Annotated in this window: 18 protein-coding genes and 2 pseudogenes; 14 read left to right on the forward strand and 6 right to left on the reverse strand. The window is 52.8% G+C overall.

Going from position 1 to position 23,568, the window contains the following annotated elements; all coding sequences use genetic code 11:
* Positions 1-304 precede the first annotated feature (304 nt).
* From AC5DDB_RS12065 to AC5DDB_RS12080, 4 genes are all read left to right on the forward strand, one after another.
* Positions 305-520, forward strand: a complete 216-nt coding sequence (locus AC5DDB_RS12065; RefSeq protein WP_491739985.1) for a hypothetical protein — start codon at positions 305-307, stop codon at positions 518-520.
* A gap of 704 nt (positions 521-1,224) precedes the next feature.
* Positions 1,225-2,592: a tyrosine-type recombinase/integrase gene (locus tag AC5DDB_RS12070; RefSeq protein WP_491739986.1), complete on the forward strand. Its 1,368-nt coding sequence runs from the start codon at positions 1,225-1,227 to the stop codon at positions 2,590-2,592.
* Positions 2,593-2,810: 218 nt separating this feature from the next.
* A complete protein-coding gene (locus AC5DDB_RS12075) occupies positions 2,811-3,230 on the forward strand; it encodes a hypothetical protein (protein ID WP_491739987.1) in 420 nt (139 codons plus the stop codon).
* Positions 3,231-3,967: 737 nt separating this feature from the next.
* Positions 3,968-4,600, forward strand: a complete 633-nt coding sequence (locus tag AC5DDB_RS12080; RefSeq protein ID WP_491739988.1) for a hypothetical protein — start codon at positions 3,968-3,970, stop codon at positions 4,598-4,600.
* A gap of 75 nt (positions 4,601-4,675) precedes the next feature.
* Here AC5DDB_RS12080 and AC5DDB_RS12085 read toward each other — a convergent pair whose 3' ends face one another.
* Positions 4,676-5,425, reverse strand: coding sequence for a hypothetical protein (locus AC5DDB_RS12085; protein ID WP_491739989.1), 750 nt, complete (start codon positions 5,423-5,425; stop codon positions 4,676-4,678).
* A gap of 674 nt (positions 5,426-6,099) precedes the next feature.
* On the opposite strand from AC5DDB_RS12085, the gene AC5DDB_RS12090 reads away from it, so the two are divergent.
* The gene (locus AC5DDB_RS12090; protein WP_491739990.1) at positions 6,100-7,077 is read left to right on the forward strand and encodes a hypothetical protein; all 978 of its coding nucleotides are present in this window, start codon (positions 6,100-6,102) and stop codon (positions 7,075-7,077) included.
* 269 nt (positions 7,078-7,346) lie between these two features.
* Here AC5DDB_RS12090 and AC5DDB_RS12095 read toward each other — a convergent pair whose 3' ends face one another.
* Both AC5DDB_RS12095 and AC5DDB_RS12100 read right to left on the reverse strand, forming a co-directional pair.
* Complete coding sequence (locus AC5DDB_RS12095; protein WP_491739991.1) at positions 7,347-7,949, reverse strand: hypothetical protein; 603 nt, start codon at positions 7,947-7,949, stop codon at positions 7,347-7,349.
* A gap of 85 nt (positions 7,950-8,034) precedes the next feature.
* Positions 8,035-8,793 (reverse strand): hypothetical protein, encoded by a 759-nt coding sequence (locus AC5DDB_RS12100; RefSeq protein WP_491739992.1) that lies wholly within the window; start codon positions 8,791-8,793, stop codon positions 8,035-8,037.
* A gap of 536 nt (positions 8,794-9,329) precedes the next feature.
* Here AC5DDB_RS12100 and AC5DDB_RS12105 point away from each other — a divergent pair.
* From AC5DDB_RS12105 to AC5DDB_RS12115, 3 genes are all read left to right on the forward strand, one after another.
* A complete protein-coding gene (locus AC5DDB_RS12105) occupies positions 9,330-9,953 on the forward strand; it encodes a transposase (RefSeq protein WP_491739993.1) in 624 nt (207 codons plus the stop codon).
* 9 nt (positions 9,954-9,962) lie between these two features.
* A complete protein-coding gene (locus tag AC5DDB_RS12110; protein ID WP_491739994.1) occupies positions 9,963-10,415 on the forward strand; it encodes a helix-turn-helix domain-containing protein in 453 nt (150 codons plus the stop codon).
* A 680-nt stretch (positions 10,416-11,095) separates the two neighbouring features.
* Entirely contained in the window at positions 11,096-12,667 is a 1,572-nt protein-coding gene (locus AC5DDB_RS12115) for an RNA polymerase sigma factor (protein WP_491739995.1), read from the forward strand.
* A gap of 295 nt (positions 12,668-12,962) precedes the next feature.
* Here AC5DDB_RS12115 and AC5DDB_RS12120 read toward each other — a convergent pair.
* Positions 12,963-13,625 (reverse strand): annotated as a pseudogene (locus AC5DDB_RS12120) (ISAzo13 family transposase); the annotation flags it as partial.
* Positions 13,626-13,703: 78 nt separating this feature from the next.
* Between AC5DDB_RS12120 and AC5DDB_RS12125 the strand changes: the two are divergent.
* The 4 genes and pseudogenes from AC5DDB_RS12125 (at position 13,704) to AC5DDB_RS12140 (ending at position 15,084) form a co-directional block, all read left to right on the forward strand.
* The gene (locus AC5DDB_RS12125; protein WP_491739996.1) at positions 13,704-14,435 is read left to right on the forward strand and encodes a recombinase family protein; all 732 of its coding nucleotides are present in this window, start codon (positions 13,704-13,706) and stop codon (positions 14,433-14,435) included.
* An 18-nt stretch (positions 14,436-14,453) separates the two neighbouring features.
* Positions 14,454-14,636, forward strand: a pseudogene (locus AC5DDB_RS12130) (hypothetical protein); the annotation flags it as partial.
* 88 nt (positions 14,637-14,724) lie between these two features.
* On the forward strand, positions 14,725-14,832 hold the full coding sequence (locus AC5DDB_RS12135; protein WP_491739997.1) for a recombinase zinc ribbon domain-containing protein: 108 nt from the start codon (positions 14,725-14,727) through the stop codon (positions 14,830-14,832).
* Between the two features lie 21 nt (positions 14,833-14,853).
* A complete protein-coding gene (locus tag AC5DDB_RS12140) occupies positions 14,854-15,084 on the forward strand; it encodes a hypothetical protein (RefSeq protein ID WP_491739998.1) in 231 nt (76 codons plus the stop codon).
* Between the two features lie 365 nt (positions 15,085-15,449).
* Here AC5DDB_RS12140 and AC5DDB_RS12145 read toward each other — a convergent pair whose 3' ends face one another.
* The gene (locus AC5DDB_RS12145; RefSeq protein ID WP_491739999.1) at positions 15,450-16,028 is read right to left on the reverse strand and encodes a hypothetical protein; all 579 of its coding nucleotides are present in this window, start codon (positions 16,026-16,028) and stop codon (positions 15,450-15,452) included.
* Between the two features lie 112 nt (positions 16,029-16,140).
* Here AC5DDB_RS12145 and AC5DDB_RS12150 point away from each other — a divergent pair, with 112 nt between their 5' ends.
* Positions 16,141-16,977, forward strand: a complete 837-nt coding sequence (locus AC5DDB_RS12150; protein ID WP_491740000.1) for a hypothetical protein — start codon at positions 16,141-16,143, stop codon at positions 16,975-16,977.
* A 903-nt stretch (positions 16,978-17,880) separates the two neighbouring features.
* Entirely contained in the window at positions 17,881-21,654 is a 3,774-nt protein-coding gene (locus AC5DDB_RS12155; RefSeq protein WP_491740001.1) for a hypothetical protein, read from the forward strand.
* Positions 21,655-22,225: 571 nt separating this feature from the next.
* Here the strand turns inward: AC5DDB_RS12155 and AC5DDB_RS12160 are convergent.
* The gene (locus AC5DDB_RS12160) at positions 22,226-23,503 is read right to left on the reverse strand and encodes a HesA/MoeB/ThiF family protein (protein WP_491740002.1); all 1,278 of its coding nucleotides are present in this window, start codon (positions 23,501-23,503) and stop codon (positions 22,226-22,228) included.
* Positions 23,504-23,568: the final 65 nt, after the last annotated feature.

Genomic DNA, 23,568 nt, shown 5'->3' on the forward strand with positions numbered 1-23,568 from the left:
GCGAGATAGGCATATCGGCACCGAAAGGAGGCTCGTGCAAGATGGATCGCCCTCAAGTACACGGCCTCCGCATTGAGAGACAACGTGCACTCAAGATCACGCGGCATCGTAACCCGAGTCATTCAGAAAGGTCAAAACAGCCGCCTTTACTGCCATCCCAGTCGATTAGCCACCGGTTGATATTCGGATTGCTTTCTGTCGTCGCGGACGTACGTTGCAGTCCGCTTGTTGCTTGACAAAAAGCCTACGCGAACAGTTCTCGGCGGATGTGTCGAGAAAGTCCAGGTTACCGTAGGAGCAGATCATGATGGTACCAGAATCGGAGATCGGTACTGGGAGGCTTAACGCTCGACTCGATACGATCTTGCCAGTCTCGCTGTTGGATGCGAATTTCATCCGTTCCGATCCGAGCCGTTCCAGACTCGGCCCCGGCTGGTCGCGTTATCCGGCTGGCTTCCAAAGCAGTCCGCATCGCTGCAACGTCGATCGGTTCACGGACGGCACGCTGCACTTGCTCTAGGATGCCAGACAACGTTTCTGGCGGAATCTCGAAACGATTAAGAAAGCGATCGTCCCACTTAATAGCCGTTGGTGAGGGACCGGTCAGTCGATGTTGAAGTTCCGCAATCTTCGTTCGAGCTTAGTTCGCCTTCGCCATGAGAATCTCGCCGCTGGCACACAGCCATCTATTCCGAGATTGCTTGCTCGTACTCCGCAAGAAACGGCTTGGGCTGTTTCGCTCGCTCCGCGTCGAGCTTTCTCCTCCAGCCAACGAGCGAAAGCCACTTTGTAAGCTGGAACGTCGCTCTTCGACGGGATGGTTCCCAGATAGGTGTCTGGCCTCGATATTTCTTCTTCCAGCGTCCGCTCCGACCGTCAGTACCAGCTTGCCAGGTCAGCTGAATCTTACGCGGCAAAAAAACACACTTCACATCGCGAGATACCTTTTTCGGAAAAATGGTATCTCGGTGATATTTGTGAGTGAAGGGACAAAAGCCAGAACGTATGAATTTTCAAGGGGGTATGATTGGAGACGATGGGATTCGAACCCACGACCTCTGCATTGCGAACGTGGGTTGTCGCCGTAAGTCGTTATTTTCCAACGGAATTGGCAAGCGCATCTGACCAAATATCGGACTTTTCCTTGCCAAAAGCGCTTGCCAGTTTAAAGTACGCTGCGTACGTACCTTGCCAGTGGTAGCGCACAACACCGGAAGACACGACATGGCCCACAGCGATCCAATGACTTGGCGACAGAACGAAAAACGCTGGAGCAAGTGGTACCGCGGGAAAATATACAATGTCTCGCCCCGCAAGCTGATCAATGAGGGCCTGCTTCCCAAGGGCACGCCACCTACAAAAGACGCGACTCGCACCGCGATGCGAGCTTGGTGGAAGCAGACGCAGGCGGCTCTCGACGCTGAGTTGGAAGCTGCCCGCGAACCTCAGCAACCAACTGGTGTGTACTTGTCCGGCGTGGGCATGGACTACGACGAAGAGGGGCAACCGAATCAACACCGGATCCGCATGCGTGTGACGCGCCAAGTCAGCGACCCAGACGGGGTACTCCCCGACCACGTCAGCAAACTGATCGCGGAGGGAAAGAAACGAGCGGCACGCCTTCACGATGAGCCACCTGCTGAGCAGACGATTGGCCCAAACGTTGCCGACTTCTTAGCATTCAAACGCGGCGGGGAATGCAGCATTGATCGCGTCGATTGTCTACGAGTTCACTTAGACCATTTCATGGCCTGGTTTGGCGACGGGCCCGTCACTGGAATCGAAGAAGACACGTTGGACAACTACTACCAACACGTCCTCAGCCAGGCCCGCAAGGGCACCTACAGCCGAACTTATGCGCGAGACCTGTTTGCTTCTTTCAAACAATTTGCCCGCTGGCTGGCGAGTCGTCGCCGAATCAAAATGCCTTACAACCTAGCATCACGGGAATTCGGCTTCAAACTACGTCCCAAAATCAAGACGTTCTCTGACGAGGATATCAATCTACTTCTTGGGGCCGCCACCGAAAGAACGAAACTCTACATCCTTCTGATGCTCAACACCGGAGCGACACAAATCGACATTGCCGAGTTGAGCAAGAGCAATATCGACTTGAACCGTGGCAAGCTCACTCGGAAACGCTTCAAGACGGAGGACCATGACAACGTGCCAGAAGTGGTTTATCCGATGTGGCCCCAGACGCTCCGTCTCCTGAAAGCCCATCTCAACACGGACGACAATCTCGTCAATCGTCACAATGAGCCGCTGGCTCTGATCGGTGAGAGCGGCAATCCATTGCTAGTCAAGAGCCATAATGCAAAAGGTCAGCTGACCAAAAAGGACGCGATCCGCTCCGCCTTCAACCGCCTGATCCGGAAGCTCAAGCAGGCCGGTACTCCAGTCGACGGCAGCCTGAAACTACTCCGCAAAACGGCGGCCACGAAACTGGAGTCTCACCCAACTTACGGCCGCTACATCATCCATTTTCTCGGCCAGTCGCCCGATACTGTCGCCGGCCGACACTACGTCACGCCGGATTCCAAGCAGTTCGACGCGGCTGTGATGTGGTTAGGCGAGCAGTGGGGGAGCTGAACACGTAGTTCACCGATCGACTCGATCTCGTGGCCAAAGATGCCCACCAACCACCATCGATCTGCGCGAGACTTCCCAAGGTCAGTGTGAATTCGAGCTGAGTCCATTGACCCCGAGATGGCCAACTGGAAGTGTGTACTGCTCCATGTTATCAAATTGGTTGCGAAAACGTTGAACCCCATCAGCTTGTTCGCAACCTCAAGGACCTCGCCCAATCAATGTCCAACGACAAATTTCCCCACGCCACCAACCCCGAAAAAGCGCAACAGATGCTCGACAGAATTCGTGAACGATATTCTCGGGGCCACGAAGCCAACCAAGCCGCGGAGAATGACCCGGACATGAAGACGCGGCGGTTTGCCGGGGAGCAACGAGTCCCTATGCAGCACATCCGTCGGGACAAGCAACTTGCTTCAGTCTTCTCGAAAGCAGAATTGGAACGGGCCTGCAAACTGAGGCAACCAAACGGAATGCCGCTTCAATTGGGGCATTTGCAAAAAGTGGTTTCGATCGCCAACCACGAAGAACGGCAAGATTGGCTGGCAAGAGCTGCTGTCAACGGATGGCCAGCCGATGAGCTATCCACGGGCGTCAAATCAAACAGCCATCGTCTGTTATCAATGGACTCAATCAGCTAGTTCACGAAGGGAATCTTTGGCTCGGGCGGTTGGAGAAATTGGTTGAATTCATTGATGGACAATCCGAAGCCAAGTCGTCTAGCAAGAACTTGGCCGTAGCGTTGGAGGGGCATATCGGCGCAACATCCACGCAGAAGGAACGAAGATCTTTGGCCAAGAAAATAGGGCCGGCTGTGGAAGCACTTGGGGAAGCGATGACAAAGATGCGAAAGTCTTCTTCTCTCAACATCGAGCGAAACTTGAAGGAAGTCGTTGCGAAGCGCTAGTGTGACTCGGCGACAGACAAGCAAGTGTCTAATCCCAACTTACGACGTTTTCGAACGTTCGACACACAAGAACGTGCTTCGGGCAAAACGCGAAGAGTGTTATCTTCTCAGCAACCAAATATTCGCCTGAATCCGGTGCATCCGCGACTCCGAATCGAACGACAACAGCGTGCAAACCTTGGTCAAAGTATTCGGGAAGGACGTCGAACTTTCCGAAGCAATCGCCGATCTATTGTGGACAAGCTGTTTATTGAGGTGCTCTCGGACAGCGAGTACATCAACCTCCTCATCGTGCGATTGGGCAATTTGCACCGGCCCAAACGGTCTGAAGGATGAATTTTGGTGATCGTCAGCCGGTTAACGCTTGCGTTCGGCTTTGGCCTCTGGGATTCTGCGCTTGATGGAACCGCGCAGTGCGTCGTCGAATGTGTTCGTTCGGCGGAAACCAAGAGTCATGATGAGACCGTCGCCATGTCATCGCAATCGTCTGATCGACCGATGAAGCATCGGGAGGTGACCCATTTGCTCCAACAGGTCGCCTCATGGGAGCCGGCAAGTGACGATCGATTGTGGCTCCGGTTGATGTTCTTTGAAGGCCGTCGTCCAGAGGAATTCGCGACGGTCACGGCAAATCTCGGCAGCCGGATCGAGAACCCGCTGGGCACGGTTCACTTTCAATCTCTGCGAGAGAACCAATTTCAGTTGAGAGTCTTGGACCTCTTTCCTGGATTGCGGGTCCACGCCCTCGATGTGATTCCGCCAGCGTGGGTCGATGCTGCAGAATCGATCATGTTGAAACAATCATTTTCGAGCCTCGCGTCGGGACCGGAGCCTTCGTCCAATCTGAAAGCGATTTACCCGATTCGATTACCGCGTGTCTACGCGATAACTTATCAACACTATCAGAGTCTACTGGCGGGCGGGATTGCGTTCGATGCAATCGAATTGACGCCGCACGACTCGCGTTGGCAATTCGAATTTCGAGCAGACTCATCAAACCAGCTGAATCGATTGCTCGATCGCAACAGCGTTTGGTTTCTCGAGTGTACCGTTGATCGAGAGATGCGAAGTCAAGTGCTGCGGGCCTTATTCCCAGGTCGGTAACTGCCCGCTGGTCAACGGACAGTTACTGAACTTCTTCCTCAACTCGCGACTTTAACACTATGGGCTAGATAGGTGTTAAAGGACGGGCATTTCATGTCCAAGTCGGTCGGCCAACGCAGAAATCGCCAACTCATATTGGTGAGCAACTTCGGCTTTCTCCATCGAAAAAACGCCAGCAATACGCGATAAACTCCACGGATCGTACTGTGAAGCCGGCGGAAATCCCACATGCAATCGTACGATTTGCTGATGGAACTTCGAAAGACTTGCGAGTGCCGTTTTCACGATCGACTGGATTTCATTGTTGGCATATGCATTCTCTTCGACGCTGTACCCCTTGCTTGAGCAGACGCTGAACGGGTCGTGACAATCAGGGGCACCGACGCCGATCCCGGTTCCAGAGGCGAGTTGTGAATTGGCGTCCGGAAATCTTCGTTCAAACAGTGTTTTGATGGGCTGGCCATGGTTGGTCAGTTGAAACGCAATCCATTCAAAGTTTGGGTCCGACAGCTGCTCGGTCCGCCAGCGCTCCAGCCAAAGATCCGCCCGTACAATGGCTTCCCAGGCCAGCCAAAAGGTCGCCATAGGTTCTGTTCTGAGAATCATCGTAACAGTGTCATCTTGGACCTCGACTCGGTGACGATACATGGCCCGAGATTGATCGAAGAAAGCTCTAACGGCTTTGGGCCACGAAAGAAAGTCAATGCTATAGACAGCCGCAATTTTCTGAGCCCGCATCTGACGACTCTCGTTCGGAAACAATTTGATGCCCGCCTCCCTTGCCAATTCGTTGGTAACCTCTTCGATCTTCTCCAACTTGCTCATCGGAAACTCTGGGCGAGGCGAGCATTCAATTCCGCATCCTGTCATGGTCATTCCCTTCAAATCGATATTCTTTGGGAACCGCGGCTTTCGCCGGACCTTCGGGCTCGCTCCTTGCGAGGGAAACTAGTCGATGTCACCACGTTACGGGCGGCATGTAAGGGTTTAATAAATCATTAATGAGTTTTGGCCGATGTTGCGATCCACGGTTTCAATGACTTCAATTCAACGAGTTTCTTATCGAAAAGTCGTTTGCTGACTATGCAAGAGGATACGCATCAATATGTGTTTCTGTGTGGGCTGGAAACGAAATTCTGATGAGATCTGCCGGAGAGGTGGTCGCCTTGGACACGACACAACCTTTATGCATAACACTATGTCAAAGCTGGGCTTATAGCATCGCTATCCGCGATTCTGATGAGTGAGCATAGTCAAACTGGCCCAACTTGAATGTTTGCCATCAACCGCATTTTTCCGTCAGCCTGCCGCATCCAAACGCCGGGTAAGACTCGCACTTACAACAATTTGCGTCATAGACGCATTAAGTCGACGCCGGTAAAATATCACTATGTTTATCCTTTAAGCACAAACTGCAAATAATTCAAATTTCGCATTCTCTTAGTATTGCATGCTTTCCCTTAATGGTTTTCGTTTGAAATTCGCGATTGGAGCCCGATGTGACGGATCCGCTGAAGTGGGACGGCGTCCCTGTGGAGATGCTGGCCGAAATTGAGCAAATCTTTTGTCGCTGCCGAAACCGCCGCTCGCGTTTTGGTGGTGATGATCAAAGCGTGATCGGACGCGGTCATGTGGCGATGCTGGGGCTCCTTGTCGCGGGAGTCTACGAGTACGTGGCGAACCACGTTGGGCGGCTCAATCGGAACAATTTTGGCAGTGCCGTCGGGATGAGTTCCAACGAAACCACGAAAATGTTTAACGGAATGTTGCAGAACGAAGATCGACGCAGAACGACGGCGATGGAGTTCCTCGAATTGCTGTTGCTCGGCAATACCGACAAGTATCTCGATCCGGACGGTCGGCGGGGTGCGATCTTTGATCGGGTCAAGGGCTATTTCGAACGCGGTTCCAACGAGGGAAAAGCCTCGTCCTATTTCTCGGAACCAAGGCAGTCTTGCGGGGATCCATGTTCACCAACGGAATTGGCTGGCGAGATTGCGTTTCTCGCTCGCGAACGGCTTTTGCGAAACCGCGAAATGCGTTTGATCTTGGTCTCGGGTGAAAGCGAATTTCCGTTTGACTGGTCGTCGCCGGAACGTCCAATCAAGAAAGCACTCAGCGAAGCACTCGCCAATGGTGTGCGGACCCAATTCGTTTTTTCCACCGATCAGACGCCAGCAGGAATCTCAATCCAGGACTTCTACGACAACAGAGGGAAGTCGCATTGTGAACTGATTGAAAGGCACGCTCTACAGGATGCCGAATCGTCACATCCAAGCTGGTGGGAGTTTCTCAACCCCGTCATGCAATTTGTCTATCTTGATACCGGGCAAGGCCCTCGACATGAGGAAACACTGTTCATCGTCCGGGCACTCCGCCATGATTCGGAACCCCACAATGGGCATGTCGCCCTTGCATTGGAGGCGAACCAGACAGAGCTTGATCGGTTTCGGATGTGGATCAACGATGTGCTTTGAGCTCGTCGGTTTTTGGAGCCTGCCTCACGTCAATTGTGGGTTGCACGGAGGCGGCTTATTCAGTCGACGAGTTGACAAACCGATGGCGAATTGACGGACCATGGGGGCCGATTCATTGGTCCCGTCAAAGGACGCTCTGTTGCAGCGGGTGCTGGCGACATTTCGAACTCGATCCAGTTACTGCACCGGTATCCGTAGGGTCAAGGCGTTTGAGTTGGGGAACCGCGACCGAGATCAGCCCGAAAATTGCTTGGGATCGTTCATGGCTATTACGCGTCAACACTTTGTTCTGATTCGCATTTTTCCGATGGCGGACCATCACCATGAATGCTGACAACCAAGAACTGCAAGATCGCAATCACATAGCACAACCATCCGAACCAACCGATGTAGAACAACGCCAGAAGGGCAAAGGCTGGAGTCGAACACCCCAGCCAATCGCACATGGTGTTTCTTAACCAATGGCGAGCATATGAAACACCTGTGTTCCACCAGCCGATTCTTTCTGACCGGGAATATTTCATCGGGCAACGGACTCTTTCCTGCCAAATCGTGAGACCGGGCATCATGACGATCAAACGCATGCCGAGCATTGTACGGAACAAGATTCCGACGTAGTGAGCGGTCGCTTGAAGATCGGTGGAGTGAACTCCGAAGAGCCATTGGTCGACGTTCCGCGAAACAACGAGTAGGATCAAACTTCCCTTGAGCCAATCGACGAGAGTATCTTCCCATCGATCGATTGGCACGCCGCACCATCGGAGCAACTTCAACAGCGGCCACGCCAGAAGGCCGAACGCCCAACGCAATCCGGGACGCGCGGCTTGCTCGAAGAACGGAAGATGTTTGAAGAAGGACCACAAGTGTTGCATTTCGCTCTCCTTCGACGAATCGAGTCAAAGAAAACACCACTGAACCGCCATTGGTAAAGGCAGCTCGGTGGTGATCGATGCGTTCTCAATCGTCCACGCCCATTTCGTCGTCGACGTCATCTTCGATGTCCGCATCAGCTCCGCCGGCCCCAGCATCATCCATGTGTCCGGCGCTGCCGGCACGGTAGACCAGCATCCGTCTTAGGAAATTTCGAGCGAGCTCGGCGTTGATACCGTATCGCAGGTAGATCAACTGGAAGAAAAGCAAGATCAGCAACAGCACGCACAGCGATTGACTTGTTGTGACAAACAAAGACGTCATTGTCACGGGCACGGAAAAGACGAGGATGACTGTCACCAAGCTAATCATGCGTTCGCCGGTGAAGGCCGAGAGAATCGAAAGCACGACAGCCTCGACGTAATTCGGCAGATTGATCAACCACAGCGTCAGGATCGCAATCGCGATCGCGACGGTTGCGAATCGCCCCAGGAAGAGTAGCGTAGTCACGACTCCCGTCTGATCGCTGCGAACAACGGTTTCTAAGAGTTGCTCCCAGCCTCTCTCGGCGATGTCTAGCCCTGAAAACACTGCGGAACGCAGGCCGAGTCGTTCTTGCATCATGCCCGAAAACATCCACAGGAACGGCACGGTTAGGAGTAATTCGAGAAAGCCTCGAAAACCGCGAGCTGAAACAGATCGTCTGAGCGGATTGAGCAAGTGCAGCGTGCGCCGAATCAGAAAGACCAACAAATTGATGGTCCAACGGATTCCACGACGCAGCCACGATTGTCGACGGCGGGACCGTCCCGCAGAGTGATGGCCAATACTTTGTGCGACAGACATTGAAAAACCTCCTGCAAACTAAAGAGAGTCAGTCGAGCTCACTTCTCTAAAGGCAGCAGGAGGTGGGGCGATGCGGTTCAAAAACCAAATTTCCATGAATTGGAAAGTCCTAGCCTCAAGCTAGTCTTGCTTCGACGGAAACAAGTTCGAGTTTTGTTGTCATGTCGGCGATTCTTCCGATTTTGTAATAACGAATGTTTCCGTCTTCCAAAACCAAGCCATGGGTGTTCGAAACCGTAGGACGGTGGTTATCTGTGGTTCTTCATTGGCACTGCTTCGGCAAAGGTGTTCGATGGAGATCGTGCTTCAAGTTTTGATGTTGGCTGCTGTCTGGGTTGTTCCGATCTTTCCGGTATGTCGAGACTTGATCGAAGCTCCGTCCGATCAGACGAGTCGCAACGTGTTGGCCGCCGCCGTGTCGGAATGGAGATTTGCAGGAAAAATGGATTCTTCCGCACTCTTGGTGGAGCTGATATCCTAAGGTCGTCGGTAGCCAGGGAGGTTTTGATTCTACAAGAGGCAGAAGCACAGATCCGATGGTGCTGCAGGAGTTGTTGCCTGACGGCTCGGGTCTGCGCGTTAAGCAGATCGAGTTAAACAACGCAGACATGGACGTCGATTTGAAGGTTACTCGGCTCCAGGCGAACTGTGGTTCCGCGTGTCATCGAGTGCGTGCTCTTTATCAGTGGACGATCCACGATCAGCCGTGTTTGGGCCGACAAATCGTCTATCGAGTCACGCCGCGGAAATTCCGGTGCGACAATTACGAATGCCAAACTCGTGTGTTTTGCGAGCGGATGCCGGAACTGATCTCGCCATTTTCCCGAACAACGACTTCGCTCACGGGATCTCATCGGGCGATCGGCGAACCAATTGGCGGTGCCGACCAGTCCGGACACGCTGCTGCGGCGAATGCGCTCGACCCCTCGGCCAGTCGGTCCACCACCGCGCTTCGTCGGGATCGACGACTTTGCAACCAAGAAAGGTCAGCACTATGGCACAATCGTAATCGACCTCGAACGCAGTTGTGTACTCGACTTGCTGCCGGGTCGAAATGGGCCGCCTTGGAAGCATGGCTGGACGCCAACCCGCATGTGGAAGTCGTCACTCGCGACCATTGGGCCGTTTACGCCACGGCAATTCGTGCGTCCGCCCCGTAAGCGCAGGAAGTGGCCGACCTTTGGCACTTCTTGAAGAACCTGCGTGAAGCCATCGAGCGAGTGATCAGCCGACATGCCAGCGACGTGAGAACGGTTGCTACGGAGCAGGCAGCTTACAATCTAGCGGCATGTGGTCCCGACGCAGATCAGTCGACTGAAACGATTTCTCAATATGATCACTCCTCGATCGATCCACCACTGTTACACGAGGAAGAGGAACCAATCGATTCTCCTCGACAGTGGAGCCACGCCGACCGCTTCCGACAAGTTTGTGAGTTCGCGCGACAGGGCATTTCGATTCACGGCATCGTGAGGAGAACCGGATTGAGTCGAAAGACCGTTCGCCGCTACCTCCGGGAAGCCCGTTGTACCGATTGGCGTCCCGGTCGGCACGGCCCTTCACAACTCGACCCGTTCCAAGATTTCATCAAGAGTTGGATCGCGGCCCAGGGACGAGTGTGAACACGGTCGATCTGTGGGGGCCGGAGGTCGCAATGCCTGCGAACTCCATCGGCGACTCCTCGACTGAGGTAGCTCGGCTTCCCTGGACAAATTCCGCAGCCATCGTGCTAAAAACCATTGGTGCGTCCGTGCGCTCTTGAAGGCAATCGTTGTCCGCAAGCAAACTCCGGCAATATCAACTCTACACATGATTGTAGAGAGCCCGCTTGAAGCACTTTCCATTCCTCCGAACGGCGATTATGCTCAGCCGCAACTGCGGCAAGCACCAATGAACACATGGCTCCTGCCGATTCAAACGCATTTTCAAATCATGCAACAAGTGCAAATCCGCGAGAGCCGTTTTACGCTCCACAATAATAACCCGCTTCTCATAACCGATTGGTGACATCTTAACGGAAGCATTGTCCGTTTGAAGCCAGTGAATTGAGGTGCTATTAGAATTGACGACACACCAAAAAACGATTGTAGACCTCCCTTCAAGAGAACAACACAGCTGCGAAACAAACTGTAAGCCATTCTCCTCAAACATGTTACGACAAGAAATCCGTGTGCCAGCCAAAAAATTGAAAAACTTGCATGCTTTGGAAGTTAAATGCCTTTGTAGAAGTGTCAAACGTAAGGAGCTTGTGGTGGACATCCCGCCCTAGCACTGCGAACCAATTTCTCAGGAGATGAATGCGATGAGTTTGGACGAAAATGCTTTGAAGCAGTTTCTTGATGGCACATCTACACACGACGAGCAAATCGAATTCTTGAACCGCTGGAACGCACGATCTAAAAACGACATTCAGACAGCCCAAGAAGTGCAACTAATTGGACGCCAACTGCAACGGGAGATTGAACTGGCGACCTGGTTCCGTGGTTTGAGTCTGTGTCAAGTTTCGTTCGACCCGACAGAAGCGAGTGCATACTCGCGTGGTGAATCTAATTCACTCAACATCTTTTTGGATCAGGCGAACAAAGATCCACAATTGGTGCACATCGAACGCGACGATCGTGGTCAAGAAGGTATTTTTAGTGATGGACCGACCCAAGTGATTGCTGCCTTTCCCAAGCCGACGTCCATAGATCCGTTTGTGTATGTCGAAGGAAGCAAATCGGTCAACGAGTTTCGATCAGTACAAATTCAAAAGCCGATATGGTCTTCACATTATCGTCTCTCTCGAATGACAGCTGGGGCTCGACGACCCCGTTCCAACGTTAATCCAAAGCCGGTTTTGGTGCTAAACGCACGAAACGATGACGACGACGAGCCTGCTGCCCGCTTCCGCGCCAGCCTACATCCTAATGGTCGGTTGGAAGTAGAAGTGGCAATTCGATCGCGCGTACATTTGAACGAATTACCCCTGATCATCGAACAAACTGTCATCTCGAGAAAGTCTCGGGATCCATCACCAAGTCAATCAATGCCTCTGGTTGTCAGGAGGGTAGCTGCTGCTGATCATGATTCGTGTGAATTCGTGCGATCATTTGGTGCCGATCCAAATGACTGTATTTTGGTCGGCAGCGTTTGTTTTGAGCAAGCTGTTGGTTTAGACGATAACGTAGCGTTGCATGTTATTGTTCGCTCCATTCTACCGGACGACCCAGGACAATGGCGTTCTCAGAGTGCGTCTGAACCAGTCGTCTGGCTCGCATTGATTGATACACGTCCGCAGATGCCGCCGGATTCCATACGGCGGACTGACGAATCAGAAGCACTGGAACTGGCAAGATTCTTCCATCAACATAAGTTTCAGTTGGTTGTCGTGGCGCGAAGTCAGGCGAAATCGATTGACTTCGTTGAGCCTGAAGACATTGTCCAGGAGTGCTTCATAGCTGCAGTCAGGAGAGTAGAGCAGTGGAAAGCATATACCGGCTCCAAGCTAGCGTGGTTGCTCAAGCTTATGACTTGGACTGCAAACGAAATGAGGCGACGAGTGCGCGGTCGAAATGGGCACAAGAAGCGCGAAAGGCCGATTGCGGATCTATTCCACTTCTCCAAATCCGCTGCCCATATGATCTTTAGGGCGAAGTTCGATGAGTGCCAAGCATTCCAGTTTGCCGAACAGAGTGAGTTTTTCGAGATCCTACTCGATGCAATTTCAGAGCTTCCGGAGCCGCAACGCATTTGCTTTCAGCTGCGATATTTCGAGGAACTCACAATTTCCGAAATTGCCCAGCTGCTCAACGCAGGCGAATCCACAGTGCGATCCCGACTCCATCGATCCAAGGAGAGACTTCAAGCTAAACTCAGCGGCATGTTGGAGTAGGGCAACTGTAGATATGGTTTTTGCTACCGCGAATCCGTCTAGTTTAGAGACTATAACTGCGATAGATGTTTGTGTTGTAATGGCGAAGCCATAGACTGAACGGAAACAACGCAGCGGGTCGCAGACTCCGTTGGGGTCGTCTGGCACCTCAGTGCGCTGTGTAAGGATGGTTGCGGCCCATACGGCAAGGATTGCTCTCCGGCGATGTCGCCGCGCTCAACGAATGCCCCATAATTCAGAGCTGAGACCTAGAAACATTGAGCCGTCCTGTCTGGTTTTGGGTTTCGTCGTGTTCTCAAACGATTTTGTGGTACTTACGGAGTGACGAGTCTGGTTCACGAATAACGCGTTTACTTAGTACCGGTCGTTTAGTTACTGTCTGGTTTGAGTGTGTCGTTCCATCTAAACGGATGACGTCTTTCATCGCCTGTGTGGCTTTGCGACCACGTTCGTAGAGCCGATTGATCACATAGACCGTTGTTCGCAAGCCGGTGGAGGTCGAAGCCTTTCGCATCAGGTTGACAGCCGTTGCTAGTACGTCAAATAGCATCCCGGTGCAAGCCCGCGTGAGGTGTGGAAAGAAGCGGCGTTCAATCGGATTGTACTTGGAACAATAGCTTGGATAGTGAGCGACTCGAATCGGAAGGCCAATCGCGTTGGCCACATCTTGCAGATCGTGCTTGAAGAGATACTTGTTCGCCGAGTTGCTACCACCGCCGTCCATCAACAGCAAGATCGAACTAGCGTGAGGATAACACTGCTGACCGATCCGGCTCCAATACCACTGCAAACTGTCGCAGGCAAGCTGGGTGGTGTCTCGCGACAGGCCGATGTTCAAATGGCCGCGATTGCGAACGATGTCATAGATGCCGTGCGGAATGATCACGCCCTCGGCCCAACTCGGAAAATCATGATCGAACGCTTCGAAGGCTCTGCTGCAGCGAACGCGGCCTTGGCGAAAGAGATGGCCTTAGAACTCTTTGGCCTTGGAATCCACCGAAAAATAGGGAGAGCAGCCATAACTGACTCCCCAACCATGTTACTTCACGGCTCGCCTTCGGCAGCCAAGCTGCAATCGAGTCATTGGGAACGCCAGGCGATCGTCTATGTCCGCCAATCGACGTCGCAGCAAGTCACCGATCATCAGGAATCGACGGCCCGCCAATATGCCCTGAAGGAACGAGCCGTCCAACTCGGCTGGCCGACCACTCGGGTGCTCGTCATCGACGACGACCTGGGCAAAAGCGGCCAATCGATCGAAGGCCGTTTGGGTTTTCAGCGGCTGTTGGCCGAAGTCGCTTTGGATCATGTCGGCTTGATCCTGGGACTGGAGATGAGTCGCCTGGCTCGCAGTTGCAAGGACTGGCATCGCCAGTTGGAGCTGTGCGCTCGATACCGCACTTTGCTGGCCGATGCGGAAGGCATCTATGATCCGACGGACTATCACGATCGTCTGCTGTTGGCACTGACGGGCATGATGAACGAAGCCGAATTGCACGTGCTCAAGGAGCGAATGTACCAAGGTAAACTGAACAAGGCCCGCCGCGGCGAGCTCGTGGTCGGTGTGCCGATGGGGTATTTGAAACGCTCGGGTGGTCAAGTCACGCTGGACCCGGATGAACAGGTGCAGGATATCGTGCGATTGCTCTTCGCCGAGTTCGACCGACAGGGCACGATTCATGGTGTTTTACGATCTCTCCACGAGCATCAGATTCGTTTACCCATTCGCGTGCCGCCCGGCCAAGAGCAGGGAACGCTGGATTGGTAGCAGCCGTGTCGAGAGACGATCCGGCAACTGCTGCACAACCCGATCTATGCCGGGGCTTACCGCTATGGTCATCGCCCGGTCGACCCACGGCGGCAGCAACCCGGAGGACGCAGCAGCGGACGGCTGAGCGGTGCGATGGAAAACTGCATGGTGTTGTTGAAGGACCGCTTCCAAGCTTACATTTCCTGGGAACGATTCGAAACCAACCAAGGTGTGAACAACGGCCCGGCTGGCCGCCAATCGAGCCCGGGCCGAAAGTCCGGGGGGCGTCCGCAACGGCACCGCCTTGTTGGCCGGACTGATGTGGTGCGGTCGTTGCGGGCGGCGGATGTACGTGTATTATGCTGGCCGCGGTCGACGACCGAGATACATCTGCAGTTGGCAACAGAGCGACTAGGGTCTCCCGCTGTGCCAGAGCTTGGCCGCGGAAACAGTCGATGCCTGGGTCGGCGAGCAACTGATCGAGGCCATGCAGCCGGCCGCTCTGGCGGCCAGTCTGACGGCGGTCGCGGAACTCGAGCAACAGCGGGCTCAGCTGACACGGCATTGGCAGCAACGGCTCGAACGCAGCCGCTACGAGGCGGAACGAGCCGCCCGGCAGTACCATGCGGTGGAACCGGAGAACCGCTTGGTCGCCCGCGAATTGTAGCGGTGTAAGCGAGTCAATTCGTCGTCATCGGCCCAGGCGATCCAGGGTCCTCGACGCCCAGTCGGCTGTCGGGCTGCGATCCAGCCGCGTCGTCGCCAACTATGCAAGGTGTGCACGCTCAACCTCAAACGCTCCGCCAAGTCGGCCAGCCACCATTCTTGAGCCCTCTGTTCGTCTTGGTTGTGGGCGGAAGAGGTCTGTAAGTAAACGAAACGACGCAAAAAGCATACGCCATAGCATATCATGCGAGATTTCGATGCGATGGCGTCCTTCCGGCGTGGGTGCAAAGTCTTGAGGAGTGGATGCGGTGAGGATCAGCTCGTGGATGGGAGACCGGCTGGAGCCTGGCGGCTATCTGGTGATCATCAAGGACAACCAGCTGGCTCTGCGGCGGGAATGCGAGCAAGCCTTCTGCGAGCCGGAAGGCTTTTCCCCCCTACCAAAAACGGCTCTGGCAGGCTGATCTGCGAACCGCTCAAACCTGCGGCAAAAGCCGAGGCCGCGTGGAAACTCGCTGCTTGAGCACGGCCACCCGCACCAGCGAGCATCTCTCCTGGCCAGGAGCCGCCCAGGTGCTGCGTCTGGAACGGATCACGCTGCGTGGCGGTTAAACGCACCGCACGGTGAGCTACGCCATCACCAGCGTCGACCGCAGGCGTGCGAACACCGCAGACCTGCTGCGTTGGCTGCGTGGCCGCTGGGCGATCGAAAACCGCACCTTCTGAGTGCGAGACGTGACGCTCGACGAAGATCGCTGCCGCATCCGCACCGGCACTGCTGCCGACGCCTTCAGCCGCATCAGCAATGCCGTCATCAACATGATGCACGCTTGGGGAAGAACAAACATGGCAGCCATGCTCCGAGAACACGCCTGGCAAACCCACCGCCTCCTCCCCAAACTCGGCATCTTCATTCAATGACCAACCCTGTGCATCACGCCACACAGACGCATCGCTTCTGGGAGGTTTTTGCCTCGTAACAGTTGCATGTTGCCTAGATTGCAGATAATTTCTCACTTTTGGACTCTCGGTCAATTCAACGAAAGGTTTTCGACGAATGCCAGGTTCCGGACTCTATTCCTCTGGGGACGGTAACCCTTCAAGAACCACTACGCGTCTCATTCCTACTCACAAACTGCTGCTCAACACTCCAATCATTGCACAAGAGGGAACTGGTGATTGTCAGACGGCCGTTGCCCGAATGATGCTCGGGACGATTCTGGCTTACCCTGAAGTGCACCGTCTCGAAGAGAGCGTCGATAAGTATCTCAGACTGAAGGCGGATCTGCTCAACTGGGCTATCCGTAAGGGAATTTTTGAGCGGCATTGGGGAAAACCCTGTAGTCAGACGTTCGTGACAGACATGATCCCGCACGAATATCTAGAGCATCTTCTTGTTCCCTTACGGGTTGAATCCTGGTGGCACTATTTGGCAGGAGGCCCACCCTCCGAATCTCGACTACTTGAGGAGCTTCGTCATTATCGTCCGGTTGGCCTTTTCTTGGCACCTGTCAATGGCCTTGACTCACAGGGGCATCTGGTGCTGATAGTCGGTGCGCTCGGTATCGTCAGTGCCGATGAAACATTCAACTTGACCAATTTTGTATGCGTTGATCCGCATGCGGAAAGCAGCAACCTCGACGAATTCTTCCCGAGCGGTCTTTCGATCCAGACTCTTGACGGATCTACGAGGCACCAAAATCCTTTGCATGATCTGGATGATTCATGGTCAGATGTTGCAGAGTGTGTTATCGAGCATTTTTCACGAACGTCTTCCAGGTCGTCAGACAGCATTAAGCAACAGCTGCTTCTGATTCCCGGGCAAATACCGCGGCATGTTTTTCGCAATTGGATTGCCACAGAATTCATTGACCTCCCAAATAACCAGGATTAACCCCCATGACTGTTCCCGACGCGACCAAGCCGATCGCTGGACGATCAAATAGCGTTCGTCGCCAGGATCCGTGTATGGTTGACGTGAAAGAAACTTTAGTCAAGTTGGACCAGACGGGGGAAAACTGTGTGCCATTCTATCTCCCGATTCTCTGGCTGAGACCACAGTTTCTACAATCAGTTGGCAAATCCTCAGAAGATGTGGATGCTACGGAGGTTCTTGCACGAGAAGACACTGCTTACTGGCCAGATTCAGACGGTAACACGACTCAACAACTTCATGCTGGATTATACTTTGAGGTGTCATCTAAAGACCCCTCTCGAGGTCGAACGAGTCCGGCATTTGCGTGGATTCGGGGCACCACTGGTCAGCCTGTAGAGCTTACACGCTGTGAACAGTCTGCAATGGGAGCGGCTGTTGGTAATGGATTGTGTTCTTCCTGGGAGAATTGGTTCCACGTAATTGGATCAACTCTGTACGTCGTGATGGTGCACGTACCAAGCACCGCCCGTTCTGCACTTCTTGGCTGGAATGTGGAAGGAAAACGGGCGACTAATCTGCCAGGCTACTTCACCCCTACACCTCTTGAGCTCAGAGAGTTGTTACGCCAAACCGAGACTCACGATCCCGCCTTTCGAGCTCGATGGATCAAGCTGACCGGTGAAATTTCGCATCTATCTGAGGATTGCGAATCTAACGTGGAGGCGTTTCATTGGCTTGCTGAACCAGAACGCCGAACCAGCTTCAGACGTCGTCGCCCTCACAATCGCAACGATGGACGTGACGATGTACGAGGTTTCTTTGGGAAATCTTGGCTAGATTAAGTCTACTTTTCTGAAGGCTTAGCAGAAAGCCGCAAACATCTTATGAATTGAATCTGACGCCAATTGAAGTTGGACTTCTGTGTCCGAAGCTAAATTTCGTACACACTCTTTGCTCGTATTCCAACGGCGCTGGATGATCCCCTCTCAATTTACAGGCCACGACAAATTGTCTTCGATTACAAACGAATCACAATATGGGTTCCGTTATCGGAACCTTCTCGCCATCCTCTGTTTTGTTAAAGACGAGGTAAATACTCGGACGACGCGCACGCTTAGCAATACACCCAGGACAGAGAAAATCGGCCAGTCATTTGACAAGCGAATTGACGAGTATCGCGAAAAACTTGGCAGACAAATTCGGCAGGCTCAACCAAATAGCGCCCATTTAGAAGACTTTCTCTATCGAGTTGCGTGCTTCAATGCGTTTGGCTACACAGATTATGTTAAGTTGCTAGTTGCCGACGACTATGATCTCTTCTTCCGTCTGACGTCGGATCGCGAACTACCCATCAATCAAATCAGCCTAGGTTTCCTTCCAGAACTCGAATCCTTTGGTGTTTACGGTAAGAAAATATGCGGTCCAAACAGGGCTGAATGGGAAGACCACAAACTGGATAATTGGCTTCAGGAGTCGGTTAGCAAGCAGTTTTTTCCAAATTTAGCTAGTGTCGACCGAGATGAATTAATCAGACGATCGCCATTTATCGACATCGAAGATATTCTCCGAAGGCCGAGCGAGTCAGCATCACACCGAGAGAATCCCTTCCATCGCGAAACACCGTTGGTTGCATTCAGTCGATTGCGGCTCAACGGAATAGCAACGCTAGCACCCGGACTTCTAAGAAGACGCGCGATATTCCGCGCACTCGCTCGCCAAGTTGTACGTGTGCAAGCCCGCTTGCTGGAGTCGATAAATTCGCGCGGATGGCTTGGCAGAGCTCGGCATACGCGAAGACTACTTCAGAAATTAGAGATTGACCGAGAAAGTATACTTAATCTATCTGTCGCTTTTCTCGAAATGCAAGGACCAGAAGAGATTGCCGTTGTGATTGGCTGTCGGAACTACTCTATTGCGGCGTCGTTGTCGGTAGCCTTTCAAGATCTTACGTTCGGAGATCTATATGACAATGAAATTGGTGGACAACATCTGAAGGAATTCGAACAACAAACGGATACGCACAGGGTTGTTCGCGATCTGCTCAGGGACACGACACAAGATAGCTTGCTCACCGGTAACCATCTGATCTCCCAAGTTTATTCTGTTATGACGGTTACAGAATCAATCGACCAGGAAGCTCTGTTGGACGAACCTTCTCGCACAATACCGATTTCTGGAAAAGTTGAAGTTTACTCACGCAGCAACGTGAGCGGCGGCCATTTAGCAGGCATACAAGATACATTAATAGATTTCCTGTCGACTCCATCCAGTAATATTCCCATCACAAAGCTGAATTGGCGGGATGTGCTACGATATCTCGTTGGGCGTTACGACTATGACTATTCGTATGCTTGGGGGGTTGATCAGAAACTATCTTTGTTGGCAACCCGTCAGTTCTTAGGCCGATCCTTCGAACTTCAAGTTCTTTTTGGAATTACTTGTCCGAAGCAATTCGAAAATCATTCGATGGACTCTGACGCCTTTGCTGAGGAAACTGGACTGCTCGATATTTCAAGTCATCTTGTAGTCCCGGTGCCACGGATCGATGCGCAAGGCTGGACGTTTCCGAAAACTCAATTCGAGAATCATCATTCGATTAACACTGCACTTGTCCGTCTGGTAGATCGAGTCTTTGGGCCACCCTCATCGCCAAATGACAATTCTCCTCCTCATTTCCGTAATGCCCCCCCTTTATGCTATCGAACATTGGAGCAGGCATTACATGATTCGCGGTTACCGATTCGTGTTCAACGTTCTGTGCTACAACTATTTAAGAACTTTCATCAAGCATTGCAAGATGCTCTACTGTTTGACCACGTACTCGATCTATATGATGCGATGCTCGCATTGCATTCGAAGTTGACAATCGACTTGCCGGCGATGGCAAAGTCTCTACTCGACACTCTACGAAGCGGACAAGGTAACGATTTTAAATTAGATCCGAGAGAATTTGCATCGCGTCAAATTGCCCTATTCGATCAACGTCTGATTGAGGGGATTGTCGATTACGTCGATGCAATGCAAAACGCTCTTGACCACCGAATTTACCAAGAGTCGTCCCTAGAGTTCGCTGAGTGGTCGGTCGATCTTCGCGGAGGTCTAGTCCAACTTGCGTTAGGAGCAACTTTGCCGATGAAGGTCGGTGTCGGTCTTTTGCGTTGGGCAATTGAGCACGATTTCGGAAACAGTCGCAGCGAGGGGCAAACCCACTTTCCGACCGATCGAAAATTCGGTGTCGTTGCCAGGCTGTCATTAAACCAGCGGTCGGAAGTCCGTCAAATGTTTCGCTATCCAAGTGATCGCTCGACACTTGCCATCCTAACATTTTCAGTTGCTCATATATTCAGCCCCGGAGAATTTACGCAGTATCTGCACGAGACTGGACATCTCTTGCTTCGGGAGTGGGATCGTTTCGAAGGCTTACTAGAAACGGACTTGGATCGTGATCAGGAGAATGTGCGGCACCAGAATCTTGAGAATCATTGTTACAATCATGAGGCCACGTTTGACTTGCTCGATCTCGACCTACCCAGCTTATATGAGCAACATTTAAGCGGTCTTGATGCTCGAAAGAAGGAGTTCCGTGAAGAACTCTTTGCTATCCTGTTGACTCAGCTTTTTGTTTTTCAGTCGGATTGGGAGGTTGGGCAACGTCACCGCATGCTCTTGTTCGAAACATCGAATGAATCTGGGGGCTCGAATCTGGACGACGCTTACGCACGCTTCACAGAGGCTGCATTTGATGCATTTCTTGCAGTCAGCGGGATTTTGGAGTTAAGAGAGCAACGCTCTGCAGTGTATTTGCTGCATCCCGGCAATTGGGTCGATCAACATCCGTGGATTGATTATTCCCAGCCATATCAATTACGTAGCGAGTTTGCATGGTCAAAAAACATTGCAGATCGGTTCAAGAAATTTATTGAGTCTGTTGGAAATGTCTATCATGGAGGGAGACGTTACTATAACCCCGATGGCGATACAGGCTGGCTGAATAAGGTACTAGATTGGAGTACGTCGGATTGGAAGTTGTCCGATCATCAACAGAATATTCGAAAGATTCTAAAACAGAAATGTCTTTATGCCCGACGCATTTTGCCAGACGTCTGGCGAAGAGCTGTTCAGATTCGTCGTGCGTTTTTCAATGATTGCTGGGGGAAAAGCGGACATGACACCGATTGGCTCGAATCCTTCAGGGAGACTATTGAAGAATGCTTACAAACTGGTCAAGGGTCCACTTGCGAGCTGTTTCACCGGTTGGCCTTAACCGATTGCAATGCTGCAAAATATTTGGGGCACATCGATGAATTCGCCATATTCTTGGAAGTGATTCGATCGTCAGTTGAGTGGTCTATGAAACATTGGAATAGTTCTGCCGAATTACACATGACCCCGCAGGAGATTGACCGAAGGTCTCCCTACTTTCTGGACTGGGGTCTGCACGAAGCATTTTCTGAGAGGCCGTTTGACACCGCATCCGTGAATACCGACCCACAGATCGACCGTGTTCACACACGTCCCTGCTGGTTGTCACCGGAGTCCCGCCGAATGCAACTTAGACGGGACATTGCAGCGTTAAGATTGTTGTGGGATTTAGCAGCAAGGCAGCGGGCTCGTCGTTTTAAGCGACTGTCCTCCCAGACCCACAAATCGCCTACAATACAGACTTTGCTGGATCCGATTCCTATTTCCCAATGACTGCTTCTACCTCTCAAGCAGAGCATCGCTCCTAATCCAAAGGACTCTCTTTCTGAAATGTTTGTTGGATTAGTACGCCACAGACAAGAATACGGAATCGTCGCTATCCTTGCCTGCGCCAGAAGAAGTCTAGTGCAGCGATCATGAGAGCCACTTACAAATGTCATTGGCAAGCGCACTAGATCTAACACTTGTCTAGACGACCAAGGGACTGTCCCTTAGCGGTCCATCACTTCCAAACGTTCGCGTTTTCGATCGTTTTTGGCATTATGCACTGGTTGGACGTCCAACAGGTCTCGCAACGGCGACCACAAAGTGGCCAGACATGAAGTGGTTCTCGATCGTCGTATAGTTATTGATGCGGCATTTGTAACGATTCCTCTAAAAAAATTCGAAGAACTGTTCCAACAATGCGTTTTTTAACTGATTCTTTGGGGCAGTTCACCGGGGCTGAGCGCAGAGGAAAATATCAAGATTGTTGAGATTTTGCCGTAAACTATTGCCTCCTTGGAGTTTGTGGGTACAGAATATTTTGGAGGCAATTGGGACAACGTGTGTTCGTCACGTGAAATCATGTTTGAACTTGGCAAACCTCGCATTCCCGGAGTGCCGCGACCGCCGCCGCGTTGACTTCGAGGCCGAAGCCATTTTGCCACTGCAATCGGTGCCATTGGGAGTTGCGAACGGTGCCGGCGAGCAAATCGAGCCAAAGCTGGAGGCCGGTCGAAACCGCGAGCGCATTGATTGTAATCAGAGACCCTGCTCGTTCCTCGTGCCAAACGGGTTTCGCTCGCCTCGGAAGAGCGCCCGGGGGTGTCATGAGTTCGTAGCGAGCGTCCACTTCTCGGCTCAAACCACCCACACAACAGACACACCCTTGTTGCGGCAGCAGCAACCGAACATCGCCTGTCAGTGTGCGGCGATCGGGGGCCGATTCGTCTGTCATTACGGCAGTGCCCACATCGAGATGCACCTTCAGGAACCGATGGGCCAACATGGCAGCAGCCAACCGTGGCGTATCGTTGTCGACACAACTGACAATCAAATCGACGTTGCGAGCCTGTTCGACAACCTGGCCGTGAGTGACCGAATGAGGAATCGCCGTGATCGCACAATCCGACCGAAAAGCCAGCAACCGTTCCTGCAAGGCCATTGCCTTGGGACGCCCGACATCCGCTTCGAGTATTGTGTAAGAAGCATCCAAGTTTTCGGGTCCGACATGATCCGGATCGACAATCGTGAGGGACCGGACTCCCAAGGCGACCAACTGAAAGGCAATGGCCGATCCGTTGCGACCGGCTCCGAAGAGCATCACACGACTCTCAGCGGCTTTATGCCAGACGTCGGCACCCAACGCTCCACGGGTGCGACTCCAGCGATCGTCGGTTGATTCGAATGGCTCGACCACATCAGTCACCTCGCGTCGAGCCTGAAGCATGCCGGGACCGATCACCCGGAGTGCGTCAAGTGGATAAGACTGGCCATCTTGGGTCACGATGCCGTCCCAATGGCTTCGCTGGGGACCGAAGCCGACCAGGAGGATCGCGAGCAATTGGCTCGGACGTGGCCAGAGATGTTTGATCCACGCGGCCGCCTGTGAGCTCCGAGTTGCGTCAGGCACGGCCAACACCACCCAATCCGCGAGCGGGGGACGTTCTTTGCCAGTCGGCAATTCGTCGACGATTTCCAGTGTCTCCACAAGGAGTTCGAGGGTCTCGTCATGCGGGTTTCGCCGACATCGGCCCACCGCGAATCGGTCGGGACGAGTCAACATGTCGCGCAACGCCCGCTCCCATGCAGGTCGGGCCAGCACAATTTCGCGAAGAGCTGCGTGAGCAACGGTTGTCATGATGAGCTTTCGATGATGCCTGTTCGTAGTGTTCGATCAAAAAACGGGCCGCGAAACACTCCGCG

This window comes from Thalassoroseus sp., from assembly GCF_984380535.1.

Bases quoted from the DNA above. Each gene is read 5' to 3' on its own strand.
- AC5DDB_RS12065 (WP_491739985.1), top strand. From the start codon at position 305: ATGATGGTACCAGAATCGGAGATCGGTACTGGGAGGCTTAACGCTCGA.
- AC5DDB_RS12070 (WP_491739986.1), top strand. From the start codon at position 1,225: ATGGCCCACAGCGATCCAATGACTTGGCGACAGAACGAAAAACGCTGG.
- AC5DDB_RS12075 (WP_491739987.1), top strand. From the start codon at position 2,811: ATGTCCAACGACAAATTTCCCCACGCCACCAACCCCGAAAAAGCGCAA.
- AC5DDB_RS12080 (WP_491739988.1), top strand. From the start codon at position 3,968: ATGTCATCGCAATCGTCTGATCGACCGATGAAGCATCGGGAGGTGACC.
- AC5DDB_RS12085 (WP_491739989.1), bottom strand. From the start codon at position 5,425: ATGAGCAAGTTGGAGAAGATCGAAGAGGTTACCAACGAATTGGCAAGG.
- AC5DDB_RS12095 (WP_491739991.1), bottom strand. From the start codon at position 7,949: ATGCAACACTTGTGGTCCTTCTTCAAACATCTTCCGTTCTTCGAGCAA.
- AC5DDB_RS12100 (WP_491739992.1), bottom strand. From the start codon at position 8,793: ATGTCTGTCGCACAAAGTATTGGCCATCACTCTGCGGGACGGTCCCGC.
- AC5DDB_RS12105 (WP_491739993.1), top strand. From the start codon at position 9,330: ATGGTGCTGCAGGAGTTGTTGCCTGACGGCTCGGGTCTGCGCGTTAAG.
- AC5DDB_RS12115 (WP_491739995.1), top strand. From the start codon at position 11,096: ATGAGTTTGGACGAAAATGCTTTGAAGCAGTTTCTTGATGGCACATCT.
- AC5DDB_RS12125 (WP_491739996.1), top strand. From the start codon at position 13,704: ATGTTACTTCACGGCTCGCCTTCGGCAGCCAAGCTGCAATCGAGTCAT.
- AC5DDB_RS12150 (WP_491740000.1), top strand. From the start codon at position 16,141: ATGCCAGGTTCCGGACTCTATTCCTCTGGGGACGGTAACCCTTCAAGA.
- AC5DDB_RS12160 (WP_491740002.1), bottom strand. From the start codon at position 23,503: ATGACAACCGTTGCTCACGCAGCTCTTCGCGAAATTGTGCTGGCCCGA.